Origin of the sequence: Aeromonas aquatica (assembly GCF_000764655.1) — a bacterium.
In the GTDB taxonomy this organism is placed as follows: domain Bacteria; phylum Pseudomonadota; class Gammaproteobacteria; order Enterobacterales; family Aeromonadaceae; genus Aeromonas; species Aeromonas aquatica.
Window position 1 is genome coordinate 16,378 of record NZ_JRGL01000028.1, and the last position, 15,193, is coordinate 31,570.

The following is a 15,193-nucleotide window of genomic DNA, read 5'->3' on the forward strand; positions in this document are numbered from 1 at the left end:
CCCCCTTACTGCCCGGTCACGCGAGAGAAGCCTTCGGTCTTGCGCTGCTCCATGTTGGCATCAACCTGGGTCTTCTCACCGAGTTGCTGCAGGTAGGCGTTGTAATGACCCACCGCCCGATTGGAGTTGGCGCTGTATTCAGAGTCCTTCGAGAAGGCCCGGTACATGATGAAGTCGATCAGCGGGTTGATGTAGATGTCATCCAGATCAGCCAACGCCGGGGTACCTGCGCTCTCGACATCCGTCAGCACCTTGGATTGCGGGGCAACGGAGTAGATCACATCCACTTTCACCGTGGCAGCTGGGCCAGGGTAGAGATAGAAATTCTTGGGGTCACGGTCGTCATAGGTGTAGGCCGCCACACTGGTGCCATCCTTGCCCGCATGCCAGTCCGGATAGCTGTCATCCAGCGCACGGCGCGGCACGAAGCGGATCACCTTGCCATCGGCATTGCGAAGTACCTCGATCAGCCTGAGGGCATCAGCCGGCAAGCTCTGCTTGGTACCGGCGACACAGTTAAATTGCACGTTCTTGGTATGGGCATCCGGACGCATCAACACGATCGCCTTGGCGGCGTCGTTGTAATAGTCCAGCAGCTCCTGCTTGGGCCAACGAACCCAAGTGCGATCGTTGAGCAGGGTGTTTACTCGCTTGAGGATCGAGTCAACGGTAACGGTTGCCATGTGTGGGGTCCTTTAAAAAAATGAGTGCTTACGGGGAGGGTTGTGGAACTCGACCTGAGTCGGGGCACTGTGCTGCTTGCGGAAGCGGCCAGCACGGCGCCACCCTTCAACAAACTCGGCGCGGTGGTAACCCGCACGCTTGGGGTCAGACCAAGGGCGGTCTGGCTGGGCATAGAGCAGCGCGGCCACGCCATGGGCAATGGACTCGGCATGATCGGCGTAGAGCTGAGCCGGCAGCGTCTTGCTCCCTTTGAGCGGGGCAGCTGCAAACCAGACACGCACGTTGTCCAGGTCGGTCAGCACGCTGATCTCGTTGGTCGAGATTGCGAAGTAGTCACGCCCGCTGATAAAGGGCGCGCCACCCTCACCGGTCAGGTGCAGCACGTTGCAGGAGGTCAGGCCATCGGTATCGCATACCGTCTCCAGGCTCCCTGCTGATGCCGAGCGAATAAACCGGTCCAGGGTGATGAGCTCTGACTCGCGGCAGAAGGTAATGGCCGCCTCAGTGACGGCCTCCTCCAGCATGATCTCCAGCGGGCCAGTGATGTGCATCCTGACGGTTGGTAGGAACTGCTCACGCGGCACCATCTGCATGGTTAGCCCTCCAGGCTGGCAGCCAGCTTGGCTTTCAGCGCATTACGCACGCGCACCCGGTAATCGGGTACCTTCTCTTGCGGGCCCTGCGGCTCGATATCCAGATCTTCCCCCTCCACCAGGGTGGCCAGTTGAGCAGAGGTGAGCTTGGCCAGATCACGGTCACCGACAACCATGCTCTGCTCTTCGGCCTGGCGAGCTTCTTCCGCAGCCAGGCGCTCAGCCTCTTCAATCGCAGCCTGTTCCAGCGCTTCTTGTTGAGCCTTCACATCCCCCAGCTCTTCGGAACGGCGCCACACAGAGGGGAACTCCAGCAGTTGCATGGCGATGTGGCTCTCCACATCCACCGGCTTGTGACGAGGGAACACCAGGCGGGAACCGGTGACGGTGTCTTTCTTGCTCGGCTTGTCGCCGATGTAAACCACAGCAATCTTGTCGCTCACGGTTGTCTCTCCAATCCAGAAATAGAAACGCCCGGCACAGGGCCGGGCGCAGCATGATGGGCAGCCTTAGAGGTTGCCGATCACTTCGTAATGCAGTTTGAGCTTGACGGTACCGGTTGCGACACCGCCGCCCACCGTGAGAGTGAGATCCTGACCCTCATCGGTCACATAGTCATCCACGGGGATGTACTTGGCCACAGCAGCAACCGTGTTCTCGGCATTCACAATAGTGGTGGTACCGACCTTTACGGTCAGCGTGGTACTTGCACCCAGCGCGCCGGCAATCAGGGACACACCCACCACCTTGAGGTTCGGCTCCACCTTGTCACCAAACACAATCACATCACCGGCAGGCACGGCCGCCAGCTTGGCGATGAAGGTCGGGGAAATTGAAAGGTTGCCGAAGGTACCGACGAACCAGCGTCGGCAGGTGGCGATCAGGTTAATTTTGGCCATGATATGGTCCTTCTTTCAGACTTGAATGGGGTAAAGCGAGCCCAAGACTAGGGCTCGAATCGATTAGCGGCCTACCGGGCTCACTGCGGTATCCAGTGCCATGCAGCCATGATCCTGAACGTTGCCGTTCTTCTGCTTGAAGCGGATCTTCTGCAGACCGGACACCCAACGGATAGAGATCTCGTTCGAGTTGCCGTGGTCGGTCGGCTCTTGGTGCATGCCGAAAGAGCCGCCCTGCTCGCCAGAGCCGAAGGCATTAGCCAGTGCCTGGCCTCCTAGCAGTACGGCACGGTCGATCAGGGTGCCGGCAGTCTTGTCCACTTCCACGCCGGTCGTGGAGTTGGCCGCACACACCTTGACTGTGCTGCCTTGGTTGAAGCGGATAGGCATGCCCTTGTACTGCTTGACCAAGATGCCACGCCACATAGCACCTTCTCCGCGGAAGATGGGGTGGTTCCAGCCTTTGGCTCGTTCTGCCACGGCGGCCAGCATGGCGTTCCAGTCTTTACCGGAGCTGGATGTGTAGAAATCGTGCCACTGGCGCGGGGTAACGTAGAGCACATAGAGCGGCTCGCCACCGGACGGGTCGGCTACCATTCGGATCGGCTGGATGGGGTTGGCCATCTCCGCCAGGTAGAGCGCCATGTTGTCCACGCAACCGAGATTGAACCGATCAGCTGCATCAATGGCTTCGAAGGTAGTCGCATCCCCACCGAAGAAGTGGCGATCATAGGTCGGCGCAGTCAGCGGGTTGATCATGATCTCCGCAAACTCAGGATCATCCGCCAGTGGCAGGATGATATCGTGGGCAGCGTAGTCACCACGGGACCCAGCCAACTGAGCGAAGCCGCGTTGGTCAACCAGACGGCCGTAGTACCCATCCGCCAGCAGGGCACGAGCAGTTTTGATGAGATCGTGCTTGGTACGCTTTTGGCTCATCTTGCCGCCAGCATCCACACCATGGCGGGTCTGGCTGATTTTGAGCGAGAAGTCGGCGAAGGACATGCTTTCGAGGCGCCCGGCCAGCTTCTTGTCGCCCATGGTCGGACGGCCAGACAGTTGGTGGAACAGCTGCATGTCCACTTCATCGCCAGCACCCTTGCTGAGATCTGAGATACGAACAACGGGGGCGCCATGGTGAGTCTGCTTTCCGTCATTAATTTTCACGCCCTTCGGCGCCTCTTCAGTCAGCATGTTCACCAGCGACTGAGAACGGTTGGCAGACGTGAACAGTGCCGCCTGCAAAATCTTGTTGGCTTGCACCGAGGTGACTTGGGTCATGGTCCTCTCCTACATGAAAACAAAAACCCCGACACAGTGGTCGGGGTTGGCTTGTATAAACGGGTTGTTGGTTAGTACCCGGCCTGTTCCAGCAGCGCCTCCATTTGGGCTTCTGTCATGGCGCCCATCTCGCCGATAAGCTCGGCTTGAGACATGGCGCCATAGCGCTCCACTCCGGTTGGTGCTGCATGATGGGTCTGGCCGAGAGCCGAAGGGCTAGACGGGATAAAGTCAGCAGGCTTATCTGCTGCCTTGCTGGGTGCCTTGGCGGGCGGTGGAGCAGTATCCACAGCATCACCAAAGGCCAGCTTGGTGCGACGAGCAGCCTCTGCAAATCGCTCATCCAGTGACTTACCTTGCCACGTTGGATCAACCTGGAGCTTTTCATCAACGATGATGGCGAAGTCGAAGCGGTCTTGGTCCTTCTCCCGCCAGTCCACCAGGTCAGGTACCGCCTGCAGTGCGGCCTGCACCGGATTGGTGGCAGGTTGAACCGGTTGAGCAGCAGGCTGTTCCAGTCGATGGATCTTGTTGGCCATCGCTGTCAGGGCTTTACCGATTTCCGGGTAGTCCTGCGCCAGTTGCTCCACTTCTTGCAGGTCGAGCTGGTCCGGATCTGCATCGGGGTTAATCCCGTGCTTCTCCAGCAGCGCCTGCAACTTGTCCCGTTCGGCCTGAGACTGCTGCGAGTTGGCCAACTGCTCACGCAATACCTTGGCCTCATTGCGTGCCTGCTCCAGCACCTCATACGGGATGGTGTGTTGACCGCTCTTGGCCAGGATCACCTTCTCAGGCTCCGTGGCCACTTCACCTTCCTGATGGACGTTGGCTTGTTCGGTACCGGCTACTACTTCGACCGCCGACGGCGCGGTGTCTACGTCCTTTTCCTCGGTAGCAGTGCCATCACCTAGCTCGGTATCGGGCTCTCGCTCGATCTCGGCCAGCATGGCTTCCAGTTCATCCAGGCTTTCAGTCCCGGTCAGGTTGTCGATGTTCGTATCCATTGTTGTCCTCGTGGGTTTTCAGTGGGTGGTATCGCTGCCCAAGCGGGGGAATGCTCTCGGGGATAGCACTCCCCGGCTTGGGCTGGGCACAAAAAAACCCGGCACAATGGCCGGGTCTGGAAATGAAAAAGGCCCAATCTCGAGAGACTGGGCCATGTTGGGGAAATCCTAACGCTGGGCGGTGAGGAAAGCAACTATCAGAGAGTGATGGCGTCAATCTGCTGCTGAATGGTGTCCAGAAGCTGGGTTTGCAGGACTGCCTGCTCGGCCTGGATCCCCTCTTGCTCAGCAACCAGTAGCTCCATCTCCTGCAAGGTCTTGCCGGTCTGAGCCTGCTTGAGCGCATCCTCGAACCGGATAGAGTCGGTCAGCTTGGTTATGCGCTGGGCCTCCGCTTGCCACTTGGCGGCCTTACCCTCAAGCTCTGCCAGCTTTGCCTGCATCTCGCGCATGGCCAGCTCCTGCTCCATCTGTTGCTGCTGGGCCTGCTGTTCGGCGGCGGCGCGCTCCTCGTCGGTCATTTCCTCCGGATCCTTCTGGATGTTCAGCGCGTTGCGGATCCGCTCCACGAACTCGGCCTTGCGCGGTACATCCATCAGCTCGACCAGCAGGTCAAAGCATGCGCCGGCAGCCTCAGGCGGAAGTTGCGACATGGCCTGGGTCATCCGCTCGGCCAGTTGCTGCTTGTAGGCGGCAGTCTGCTGGATCGGCGCCAGTGCGATATGGGCCCGCAACCGTGTCACATCGTTGGTGAGCTTGCCGTCCTCCTGCTCCACGTTGATCACAACGGCCTTGCGGCGGCGCGGATCGTCGCGATTGACGGTAACCTTGTAGTTGCGCTTACTGGCCATGTCTTCCAGCAGATACGAGAGCGCCAACTGACCCACCTGCTGGCAGCCCATCCGGTAGTTGTCGTTGATCTCGGAGAGTGTGGTGGCCCCCTGCTCTACCAGGTTGCTGATAGCCACACCCGATTGACCGGTGGAGCCCTGCCCCAAGAAGGCTGCATAAACCCCCATGGTGTCCTGGATCAGCTTCACTGAATCCTGCATCACCTGGAACTGCTGGGCGGCGACGTTGAAGTCCTGCTCCACCTTGAAGGCATCACTCACGCTGGTCTTGTTCGCTCGGTCTGGATTGAGCTCGATATAGCCATCAGGGCGCTCTACCTGTTCCAGCACCTGATCCCGGCTCATGTTGGTGGCGTCCTTGTCCATGATGACGCGCTTGGCCTGCAGCAGGAAGGTGAGCTTGATACGGCGCAGGTTCACCTCGTCCTGCGCTGGCATCGCCCGGGCAATCAGGCCATACGGCTCGCCGGTGCGGTCTTTGCGGTAACCCCAGAACGGGACCAGCGGATACATGTTGTGAGGGGCTGTGCAGGGTCGGTCCACCAGATGATGGGGGCCGACGAACCAGGACTCGCGGATCACGGCCACCGGGCAGCGTTCCAGCTTGGCGCGCCCCATGGCCACAGCAGCCAGGTGCAGCTGATTGGTCTTGTCATACTCCAGCGCCCGGCCAGAGTCGAGCATCAGCACCTGACGCATGGTGTAGGTGCGGTAGTAGACCACCTGCAGCAACACACGATCCCGATTGCGACTGCACCACTCGACCTGTTTGCGGTCGAAGTGTCCCCACTCCTCAAAGGCGCTGGCAAGGTTGGGGTCCATCCCTTCTATGGTGTTGAGGCTGACAAACCCGTCCCAGTCGTTCACCCCCCAGGTGAGTGCCTCGACCTTGCTTGGGAACATGGTCTTTGCCTCATCCAGATCCACCCAGCGGCGGCGCATCAACCATCTGTTATCACTAAAATCGGGCTCACGGCTATGCCAATCCCAATAAACCTCGTCTCGCGGCACATTGCTGAACCGGTAGCGTGGGCCGAAAGGGTCATCATTGCGGCGCACCTCCACCCAGCCGATGCCAGTCTTGATCTGACCTGCGTAGGCTTCCCCCCGGGCGCGATCCAATCCACCAAGCCGGCACATGTCGGCGTATTCCGCATTGACGGCCTCGGCCATCTGTTCCAGCTCATCATCATGGTCGTCGGCAATGACCATCAGATCGGTGCGGCTCTTGGCCTCCATGCCCAGCACACCGTCAATGGTGGGGGCGATCAGGTTGTGAATGGTGATGGGCTGCCCGCGCTCCTCGAGCACCTTGACGACCTCGGGCGGCAGCTGGTCACCGTCATAGTAGGCGCACGCTCTGTTCGCCATGGTGCGCCAATCTGGCTGGCCATCAATGTCGCTCATCAGGTTGAGCAGGCGTGAGGTATCGAAGCCTCCCTGTTCGGGGGCCTTGCGTTGGGTCTGGTTCATCAGTTGGCCATCCAGTGCTTGGGTTTACGGGTGGTTTCGGATTTGACGATGCGGGCAGGCATGCGGGCTCGCATCTCTTGGGCGATCATGTAGCTCATCAACTGGTCGTCGTAACAACCGGTCTGGGCGTTCATGCTGCCGCTTTTGTCGTAGACGTAGGTGGTTGCCTCGTGAATTGTGCCTATCCAGCGGATCCCGGACTGGCCGGCACGCATCAGGTCTTTGAGGCCATCAACCACGATCGGCTTGGATTGCCGGGTTGTGAGCCAGCCAAGGCGCGGCGTCTCGTCGTCGCGGTCCCGGTCGATGTATTCCTGGGCATAGATGCGGCGCACCGGGTAGTGATCCCGCAGGGCCAGCAACACGGCGTGGCCGTGGTTGTTTCGCTCTGGGCCAATGAAGGCTGGGCCATGCTCGGCGGTGCCGTACAACTTGCCCACATGTGCTAGCAGTTGGGCAAACAGCCCGGGATCCAGGTGCCCGAACCAGTGGGCCACCTGCCGGCCGTCACTCTTGGCCACAACGTCAAAGGATGAACGGTCACCATGTTCCAGACCTTCAGCCACATCGGCGCCGATGGCGTAATCCTCGTCGGGATCTGGCAGCTCCCAGACCAGCAGCATGTTCTCGAGCGAGCGCTGTCCCTGCTCGTCCAACTTCTCCGGCTTGCGAGCCTTCTCGCGCCTGCCGGTAACCGGGTCCATGTCATAGACGATGAGCGGGGCCATGCAGTCGCCCTCTGCCTCCATCGTAACGATGGGGTCGAATACCCTACGCCCAGAGGTCAGAAACGCCTCCAGCGGCGTGCTGGGGAACTCCTGTTTCATCTCTGCGCCCTGGTTCGCCTCCTTGAGTACGTACCACTGGCGCTGTTCGTCGCTGATGGTGCAACCCATCGCCTTCTCGACAGCGGCGAAATACTCGGCTTGGGTCTTGCTCATCACCACGCCAGACGCGGGAACGTCGGCGCGATACTTGGGGTCTTGCCACCAGGCGAAGAAATGAAACTTCCAGTCGAGCTGGCTCAGCTCACCAGAGGCTCGCGCCAGCTCCAGAGACTTCATGCTCATGCTGTGAAAGTCGCCGCCCACCCCTTCCGCTGTGCTCTCGATAAAGGCGATCGCCCCAGGGTGAATGGCGTTGAGGGTACCGGTGCGCACCTCCTTGGCCTTCTCGGGGTACTTGGCGCAGATCTTCCCGTGCTCGGAGACATGCAGGCGCTGGACGGTACCGGACCGGAAGGAGGTGGCCACCTGGATGCTGGAGCCATGCCGAAACAGAATATGGCCGCCGTTCGCACCGCCGCGCCGGGTCACCACCTTGAACTGGGCCTTGAGCCAGCCCGGCAGGTTATCGAAGGGCACTTCAATCTTGGTGCGGTATATCTCGCCGGCCGCCGTCAGATCCTGAGCGATGATCCCGCACTTGAGGTTGTTGTTGAACAGCGCCTCGTCCAGCAGGTAGATGTCGATGGCCGTGGAGAACCCGAGCTGACGCGCCTTGAGGACGATGTTCAGGTACCACATGGTCCGGAACAGCAGCTCCTGCGCCGGGCGCAACCGGAAGCGCACCAGCTTGCCCTGCTCATTCTCGATCATGTAGAGGTTGTTCATCCGCCACCACTTGTCGCTGAGCTTCGAACGGATGTAGGCCATCTGCTCCTGCTCAGTCATGGCGGAGGTATCGATGGCGTCACTCACGACATCAGCCCCCCAGTCCCCATCCCCTGCAGCTCTGTGACCATCTCGCTGACCGGAGTAGCCTCGCTGCCGCCATCCTTCTCCAGCCTGTCGGCTTCGGCGGTCAGCTTGCGGGCTGCAGCCCGGATGCGCCGAGTATCTTCCTCAATCTTCGGCACGCTCACCTCGTCGATCCGTAGGGCACTCAGGGTCCGCTCGATAGACTCAATCCGCTGGATGTTGCGGTCGAGGGCCTGCTCGGCTTTCAGGATCTTGTCGTAGAGCGCAATGCGGTCAGCCATCTCGCTGGCTGTGGCCAGGTCCTGCTGCAGCCCCTTGAGCAGCTTGGTGACGGAGATGACACGAGCTCGGGTGAAGTCGAGCTCGTCCCGCAGTCTCAGCTCGCGGGCCTCGTCGAACAACTCCTGTGAGTCGAGGAACTTGGCATAGCCGCCGTGGGTCAATGCCGGCCGGTCGCCGGGATTCCACTGGTTGGGCGGGTTGGGATTGCCAGGGTTCCCCTCGATGAAGCGGCCACCATTGTCACGGCCGTTGGTTTTCGCATCCTGGCCTGAGTCAGCTGGGGTCTGAGTGGATGAGGATGACCTTCCCCCTCTTCCTTCTCCCCCTTTGGTCTTGGCCTCATTCCCCTTGGGTTGCGCACTTTGCGCAGATTGCGCAGTTTTGCGCACTTCTGGATGCGCAGATTGCGCAGCTACGCGAGATTTATCGGGTTGCGCAGGGGATTGCCCCCGAGATTTCAAATAGCGACGCGCCGAGTTGTAGTTAAGGCCGCGGCTATCGCACCAGTCTTTCGCACTGATGCCGGTCGCTTCATGCTCCTGCAGGAATTCTGCATTGAGCTCTGCCCAGTCGGTCTTTGCCATTTAGAGAGATAGCTCGCCTTCAACGATGGTGTCACCAGGTACCGGCTTGTGAGTAGCCGGTACCACAACGGAAACACCGGAGGAAAGAACAACCAGGGCCTCGCCTCCGTCGTAGTGCTCTACGCTGGCGATCACCCCAGTCACGTCGATACCGTTTATCACTTCACTGCTCCAGTTCATCTGCATCACCTTCTCCCCTTCCCCAGAAAGACAAACCCCGCCGTTATGGGCGGGGTTTCATGGTTGCGGTGCGCAGGGAGTCATAGGCTCGTTCACAGGCTAGTCCTGATGCTCGAGCTCTGTCATACGCTGCTGCCAGCTCACCCGCTCTTTCGTCAGCCCGGCTGAGCAGGTCGGCGAGCACCATTGCAGGCTGTTCGGCTGCCTGGCCTCCTTGGGCAGTGCCGGAATAGCTGGCGCACTGACTTGCTCGGGCTGCCAGGCGGCGGGCTTGCTCACGCAGCCGGCCAGACTCAAGGCCAGCAGTAGCGGCATCAGCTTGTGCTTGGGCGATTTGTTCTTGTGCATGGTCTCTCACCTCATCGATTTCTGCCTGGCGGCGCAGCTCTTCTTCCCGGGCCTCCAGCTCTGCCTTGGTCCTGGCCGTGGCCAGACGGGTAGCCTCTTCATCCCACTTCGCCTGCCAGGTCTTGCGCTCCCCTTCCTTCCCATCGGCTTGACCGGACCAGTAGAGCGCCCCCCCACCACCGGCCAGGGCGGCTATCACCAGGGCGCCGGCCAGGAACGGCAACGCCCTGCTTTGCGGAGTCGTCACCATCACTCCCCCTTGCACTTAGCATTGAGGCGCAGCCGGTCTTTCCACAGCCCGGGACATACCCGGTTCCCGGGTGCCGAGCAGTCTTGGTTGCCAGCACGCTTGAACAGCAGGATCGCCTCACAGGCCCCTGGGTAGTCGCCAACGTTCAGGCGCTTCACGATGGTGGAGCGACAGAAGGCCCCAGGGCCGATGTTGTGGGAGAGCTCGACATAGGCGTCGAACTCATACTGATGGAGGGGAGCCTGGATGCAGGCCTTGAGGGAATCCTCGAACACCCGCACCTCCCGAAGGCTCCTGTTCACCGCAGCGACGGGCGTGATGGTGTCACCCATCTTGACCCCCTCGGTGCTCCCAAAGCCGATAGTGGGGAGCTTGGTACCGTGTACCGGGTCGGGGTAAGCCGTTGGTTCAAACCCCTCCCGATTCAGGAGCCCCACAAAGCCCGCTGCACTCAGGCTGAGCGCGGCAATGGCAATGCGGACCTTGTTCATTCTGCACCTCCCTGCTGGCGGCGTGGCTTGATGATATTCGACCAGATGAACCAGCCCATCTGAACCGCTATCCACATCAACGTGGCAGCCAGCACCCAGTCATTGAGCGAGTACCCGGCCAGCGTCATGCCGGACACCACTACCGGCGGTGCGCTCTTTGCCACCCCCGCAGCGGCCGCAGCCGTCGCGAGCTCTTCTTCTTTCCCCATGCATCGCCCCTCCAGAAACGACAAAGCCCGCACGAGGCGGGCCAGAAACGAAAAAGGCCAGAGTCGGTGAGACTCTGACCATGATGGGTAGATGCTAACGCTCCAAAGCAGAACTTTCAACAGATACAGGGGGACACCGAACTAGCAACTACAGCAGCAGAGACGGATCCAGCTCCTTCCACTGCACAAGCTCTGTTGGTTTAAAACCGACAGTAGTTGCTCTCTGTTCTAAGTCATAGCTCAGCAACATACTCACCTTTTTCCCTCCCTTCTCGAGGACATAGTGATCTGTACCACCTTTCTTGCGATTTATAAGCCTGTAAGGTGGGAGGGAGTTTGCAGGTACACCAAACTTGGCTCTTACATCGGAGCGCAACATAACACTCCAGAGAGGAGAAGGTACCTCATTAGGGAATACATACTTATCATCCCCCTCTCTAATCAGCTCAAGATCGACCTCGATGAGTTTTCTCGACACTCGGTCAAATGTCAAAAACACCCCTTCCTTTGCCATGTTCAGCGTAATATACGGACTACCTGAATCCCCTTTTGGCTTCGTCTTATAGGGTATCATCTCGGCTTCGAGCATGGCCTCATATGTGAGTCCAAGGCCATTGATTAAAGCTTTAGCATCCACCGTCATTTGTACCACCCCTGTTCTTTATTCACTTGGTGCATTTCCTGCCTTGCCCGCTCGATTTCAGCATTGTCATACCCTTCATCCAGCAAACACTTCTTAACCATATCAAAGTTGCTGTCTACGGCTTTTTTTAAGTCCTTCGAGTCTTTTTCAATCTGCGAAGAGGTATTCCTTCCACCATAGGTTTCACTACATTTCTGGTGAACCGAGGCAGGAATTATTAAGGCTGCAACATCCTTCTTAAGCCCTCCTATTTCTGAGGATGTTAACCCCGGAAAGGTCTCAAGCAAATAGCGCTCAATCGCCGCTGCTGATGGCATGTGATCAGCATGAGTGCCTGCCCTTGGTCTCCCCTGAAATCCTCTGTAGGTATCGACTTCCAGTAATTTCACCGGCGGCTTGCTGAAAACCAGATATAGCGGTGGAACCCCTGATGATGCAGGGAAGGTTATGATGCAATCTTCCAGGTCATCCCCGCTGGCCGGGAATGTTTCAAGCTCTGCATCAGGGGCTTCGGGGATGGGGCGAACCAAAATGTTCGATACCTCCATGCCATCCCGCTCCGGATAGTAACTGCTGGCATCCGGCACTTCGCCACTGCTATCCGGGTACCAGGTCAACGTCGGTCCGCCCGGAACTGCTGCCACCAGTGTGCTCCCCTCATGCCGGGCTTGCACGATTGGCACTGAATCCATTCCAGAGGCGGCGCTGGTATGAATCCCATACACCTGCATCCGCCCCTGTTCATCCTCAATGAATCTGAAACGGACCCGCGTGGCAGCCCGGCTCATGGCCTGCAACTGCGCATCCGTGTAGAGCGTTCCATCACCTAAGTCTGATGGCCAAAATGCCATCAGAAACGCCCCTGAGGCGGCCCCACTAGAACGCAGAGCCCAGGCCCCTAATTCACTTGGCAAGGCGCCAGATATTCTCCCAAGTGCGATTTCTGTTGTCGCACTTGCGGTTGTGGCTCCAGACATCAGCATCTCCTCACTTGGCTTTAGATGGCATTGGAGCCAGTACCACGGCTCTACCGAACATCGCGAGAGGCTCTGCACTTGTAGCCGCCTCAATGGTTGTCGGCGGCACCGAGCTAGACTTCGCGAAAATGAATGGGGTTGCTTTCTCTACCACCACTGGCTTGAAGCTGGATTCAACCTTCTCGAACTGATCGCCAACTATCACAGTTCCCGAACCGATGATCACCCCACCACAGTCAACAGAGCCACCTGTGATGGCCAGGGGCTTACCGTTCACGAATACTGTTGATGAGCCTGATGCGATCTTGCGAGGGTGCGGCGGATGGTTCGGCTTGTCATGTGGGGCCAGTGGGTCCCCGACCCTAGCGGCGGGGATGCCATCGATGAAAACGTCAGGAGAACCGGCCGTTATGGGCGTAGGATGAAAACCTTCATGGTCGGTTCCTATGTTACCGACCTTGGCTGCATGCTTAGACATAATATGACTCAGGTGATGCTACTACGTGGCATGCTGATCTTGTTCAAAGCATACCGAGATTGCCCAAAAATGGAAAAGGCCAGGATCATATTGACCCCTGGCCATTCTGAGCAGAAGTAGCAAGGATTCAACCGGCAATTTCACCAGTTGTTTTTTGATAGTGATTGTGCCTTGAACTCAGTCCCCGCTTCACCACCTGTATCAGCGAACTCCCCGAGGTGAAGGCATAGCCTTGTAAAGGCGGGACGGATACGAAAAAGCCGGGCTCAAAAGGATTCCGGCTATGATTGGGCGTTTTTGTGCCACTCAACTACAAATAGCAAGCAATCGCAGATATTGGCGGACGTCGGATCATTGACGATCTGAATTTCTCAGCATCCGCCCCATCCCCGCCAGCGCTGCTGACTTTACATCGGTGTTACCCAGCTTCGAACTATCTTCCAGCGCATTCACCAGCTGATGTTCGTCAATCAGGCCACTTTCTCCTATGGCGAGCAGTGCCGCACATTTCACATCCGTATTTCCATGCTGAACACCAGCCAGCAGACTCTGTACCAATCGTTCCTTGTTCGTCATATTCCTACCTCGTCCTTATGTTTACTTGACCTTCCGATACCGCTCTACCTGTTGCAGGAAGTAGGCCTGCATCTCCCCCTTGTAGTTCCCAGCTTCACTCTCGGCTGGCACCTTGATCTCGGGGTTCCGCTCCTTCCACACCGCATAGGCGGCGGCCTTCTCTACCTCGACCTTCTCCTGCTCTTCTTTCGGCAGGGTGCACAGATTGAATGACATTGGCGGCTCCACGCATAGGGGGCTTGCCGATATTACCTGAATCCGGAGCCAATCGCTCCACGGTGATCTTCACCACGGGCATCGCTATACTGTGTTTATATACAGCCTTGTGAGCCAAAACTATGTTTGCAGTTCCTGACCTCGACGCTCCGGCGTTAGAAATCCCCTTGTTCCTCTCCCCTGCCGCCTGTGGCTTCCCGTCCCCCGCTCAGGACTATGTGGAACAGACCATCGACCTGAACCAGCTCTGCATCGCGCACCCGGCGGCCACCTACTTCGTGCGGGCGGCCGGTGACAGCATGGTGGAGCACGGGATCCGCGATGGCGACCTGCTGATCGTGGACCGCAGCCGCAAGGCGCGTCACGGCAGCGTGGTGGTCGCCGCGATCGATGGCGAGTTCACTGTGAAGGAGCTACAGCTTGATCCCATGGTAGCCTTGCTCCCCGGCAACCCTGCCTATCGCCCCATCCATTTCAGTGAAGGGCAGGAACTGGAAATCTTCGGGGTGGTGACCGGCGTCGTACACCTGATGCCAACACCATGAACAAACACTGCGCCGTTGCCCTGGTCGATGTGAACAACTTCTACGCCTCCTGTGAGCGACTGTTCCGCCCTGACCTCAAGGGGATGCCGATCGTCGTACTCTCCAACAACGATGGCTGTGTGGTTGCCCGCTCGGCAGAGGCCAAAAGGTTGGGGATCAAGATGGGCGTGCCCTACTTCCAAATCCGCCAGTTCTTCGAGGCCATGGGTGGGGTATGGTTCAGCTCCAACTACGCCCTCTACGGTGACATGTCGAGTCGTGTGATGAGCATCCTGGAGGGGATGGCCCCGGCGGTGGAGGTCTACAGCATCGACGAGGCGTTTATCGAGTTGAGCGAGAGCTGGGCTGGCGACCTGGTGACTTATGGCCGCCAAGTCCGCGAACGGGTGCAGCAGTGGACCGGCCTCACCGTCGGAGTCGGCATTGCGCCAACAAAGACCCTGGCCAAGCTGGCGAACTACGCCGCCAAGAAGTGGCCGGCCACCGGCGGAGTGGTAGATCTGCGGGATGAAGCGCGACGCGCCAAGCTCATGGCGATCACCCCGGTGGACGAGATATGGGGTATCGGCCGGCGGCTGTCGGCCAAGTTAGAGACTCAGGGCATCAAGACGGTGGCGGAACTGGTCGCTGCTGACCCCAAGAGCCTGCGCCGCCGGTATGGCGTAGTCGTGGAGCGCACCGTGCAGGAGCTGCGGGGGATCCCCTGCGCCGAGTTGGAGCAAGAGGCCCAGGCCAAACAGCAGATCATCTGCAGCCGGAGCTTCGGCGAGCGCATCACCCAGATCGGCCCCATGCACCAGGCGCTGGCCGGCTACATGGAGCGGGCGGCCGAGAAGCTCCGGGCAGAAGGGATGTGCTGCCGCCATGTGACGCTGTTCATTCGTACCAGCCCGTTCAGCGACCGGGAGCCCTATTACGGCAACCAGGTG

Annotated in this window: 20 protein-coding genes; 2 read left to right on the plus strand and 18 right to left on the minus strand. The window is 59.0% G+C overall.

Annotated elements, in window-relative coordinates; genetic code table 11:
• Positions 1-5 precede the first annotated feature (5 nt).
• The 18 genes from LG30_RS0106545 to LG30_RS0106630 form a co-directional block, all read right to left on the minus strand.
• Entirely contained in the window at positions 6-683 is a 678-nt protein-coding gene (locus LG30_RS0106545; RefSeq protein ID WP_033129920.1) for a phage adaptor protein, read from the minus strand.
• A 12-nt stretch (positions 684-695) separates the two neighbouring features.
• Complete coding sequence (locus tag LG30_RS0106550; protein WP_033129921.1) at positions 696-1,277, minus strand: hypothetical protein; 582 nt, start codon at positions 1,275-1,277, stop codon at positions 696-698.
• A 2-nt stretch (positions 1,278-1,279) separates the two neighbouring features.
• Positions 1,280-1,720 carry a hypothetical protein gene (locus LG30_RS0106555; protein WP_033129922.1) on the minus strand — a complete coding sequence of 147 codons (441 nt, stop codon included), beginning with the start codon at positions 1,718-1,720 and terminating at the stop codon, positions 1,280-1,282.
• Positions 1,721-1,786: 66 nt separating this feature from the next.
• Complete coding sequence (locus tag LG30_RS0106560; RefSeq protein ID WP_033129923.1) at positions 1,787-2,176, minus strand: hypothetical protein; 390 nt, start codon at positions 2,174-2,176, stop codon at positions 1,787-1,789.
• A 63-nt stretch (positions 2,177-2,239) separates the two neighbouring features.
• Positions 2,240-3,457, minus strand: a complete 1,218-nt coding sequence (locus LG30_RS0106565; RefSeq protein WP_033129924.1) for a phage capsid family protein — start codon at positions 3,455-3,457, stop codon at positions 2,240-2,242.
• A gap of 71 nt (positions 3,458-3,528) precedes the next feature.
• Complete coding sequence (locus LG30_RS0106570; protein WP_033129925.1) at positions 3,529-4,461, minus strand: hypothetical protein; 933 nt, start codon at positions 4,459-4,461, stop codon at positions 3,529-3,531.
• A 197-nt stretch (positions 4,462-4,658) separates the two neighbouring features.
• On the minus strand, positions 4,659-6,785 hold the full coding sequence (locus LG30_RS0106575) for a portal protein (protein WP_033129926.1): 2,127 nt from the start codon (positions 6,783-6,785) through the stop codon (positions 4,659-4,661).
• Complete coding sequence (locus LG30_RS0106580; protein ID WP_238566388.1) at positions 6,785-8,485, minus strand: terminase large subunit; 1,701 nt, start codon at positions 8,483-8,485, stop codon at positions 6,785-6,787. The genes LG30_RS0106575 and LG30_RS0106580 overlap by 1 nt, the downstream gene beginning before the upstream one ends.
• The gene (locus LG30_RS0106585) at positions 8,482-9,156 is read right to left on the minus strand and encodes a terminase (RefSeq protein WP_238566389.1); all 675 of its coding nucleotides are present in this window, start codon (positions 9,154-9,156) and stop codon (positions 8,482-8,484) included. Before LG30_RS0106585 ends, LG30_RS0106580 begins: the two co-directional genes overlap by 4 nt.
• A gap of 195 nt (positions 9,157-9,351) precedes the next feature.
• Positions 9,352-9,537 carry a hypothetical protein gene (locus tag LG30_RS0106590; RefSeq protein ID WP_005906227.1) on the minus strand — a complete coding sequence of 62 codons (186 nt, stop codon included), beginning with the start codon at positions 9,535-9,537 and terminating at the stop codon, positions 9,352-9,354.
• A 37-nt stretch (positions 9,538-9,574) separates the two neighbouring features.
• Positions 9,575-10,129, minus strand: coding sequence for a DUF2514 family protein (locus LG30_RS0106595; protein WP_033129928.1), 555 nt, complete (start codon positions 10,127-10,129; stop codon positions 9,575-9,577).
• Positions 10,129-10,620 carry a lysozyme gene (locus LG30_RS0106600; RefSeq protein WP_033129929.1) on the minus strand — a complete coding sequence of 164 codons (492 nt, stop codon included), beginning with the start codon at positions 10,618-10,620 and terminating at the stop codon, positions 10,129-10,131. Before LG30_RS0106600 ends, LG30_RS0106595 begins: the two co-directional genes overlap by 1 nt.
• The gene (locus LG30_RS0106605) at positions 10,617-10,829 is read right to left on the minus strand and encodes a hypothetical protein (protein ID WP_033129930.1); all 213 of its coding nucleotides are present in this window, start codon (positions 10,827-10,829) and stop codon (positions 10,617-10,619) included. The genes LG30_RS0106600 and LG30_RS0106605 overlap by 4 nt, the downstream gene beginning before the upstream one ends.
• 148 nt (positions 10,830-10,977) lie before the next feature.
• Positions 10,978-11,472, minus strand: coding sequence for a DUF6392 family protein (locus LG30_RS0106610; protein WP_033129931.1), 495 nt, complete (start codon positions 11,470-11,472; stop codon positions 10,978-10,980).
• On the minus strand, positions 11,469-12,449 hold the full coding sequence (locus LG30_RS0106615; protein ID WP_161785820.1) for an S-type pyocin domain-containing protein: 981 nt from the start codon (positions 12,447-12,449) through the stop codon (positions 11,469-11,471). The genes LG30_RS0106610 and LG30_RS0106615 overlap by 4 nt, the downstream gene beginning before the upstream one ends.
• Before the next feature lie 10 nt (positions 12,450-12,459).
• Positions 12,460-12,927 carry a type VI secretion system PAAR protein gene (locus LG30_RS21380; protein WP_081966029.1) on the minus strand — a complete coding sequence of 156 codons (468 nt, stop codon included), beginning with the start codon at positions 12,925-12,927 and terminating at the stop codon, positions 12,460-12,462.
• 351 nt (positions 12,928-13,278) lie between these two features.
• Entirely contained in the window at positions 13,279-13,503 is a 225-nt protein-coding gene (locus tag LG30_RS0106625; RefSeq protein ID WP_033129932.1) for a hypothetical protein, read from the minus strand.
• A gap of 21 nt (positions 13,504-13,524) precedes the next feature.
• Positions 13,525-13,719 (minus strand): DUF3283 family protein, encoded by a 195-nt coding sequence (locus tag LG30_RS0106630; RefSeq protein WP_033129933.1) that lies wholly within the window; start codon positions 13,717-13,719, stop codon positions 13,525-13,527.
• 122 nt (positions 13,720-13,841) lie between these two features.
• On the opposite strand from LG30_RS0106630, the gene umuD reads away from it, so the two are divergent.
• Entirely contained in the window at positions 13,842-14,264 is a 423-nt protein-coding gene (gene umuD / locus LG30_RS0106635) for a translesion error-prone DNA polymerase V autoproteolytic subunit (protein ID WP_033129934.1), read from the plus strand.
• The coding region (locus tag LG30_RS0106640) for a Y-family DNA polymerase (protein WP_033129935.1) at positions 14,261-15,193 on the plus strand (933 nt) is incomplete at its 3' end. The genes umuD and LG30_RS0106640, both read left to right, overlap by 4 nt.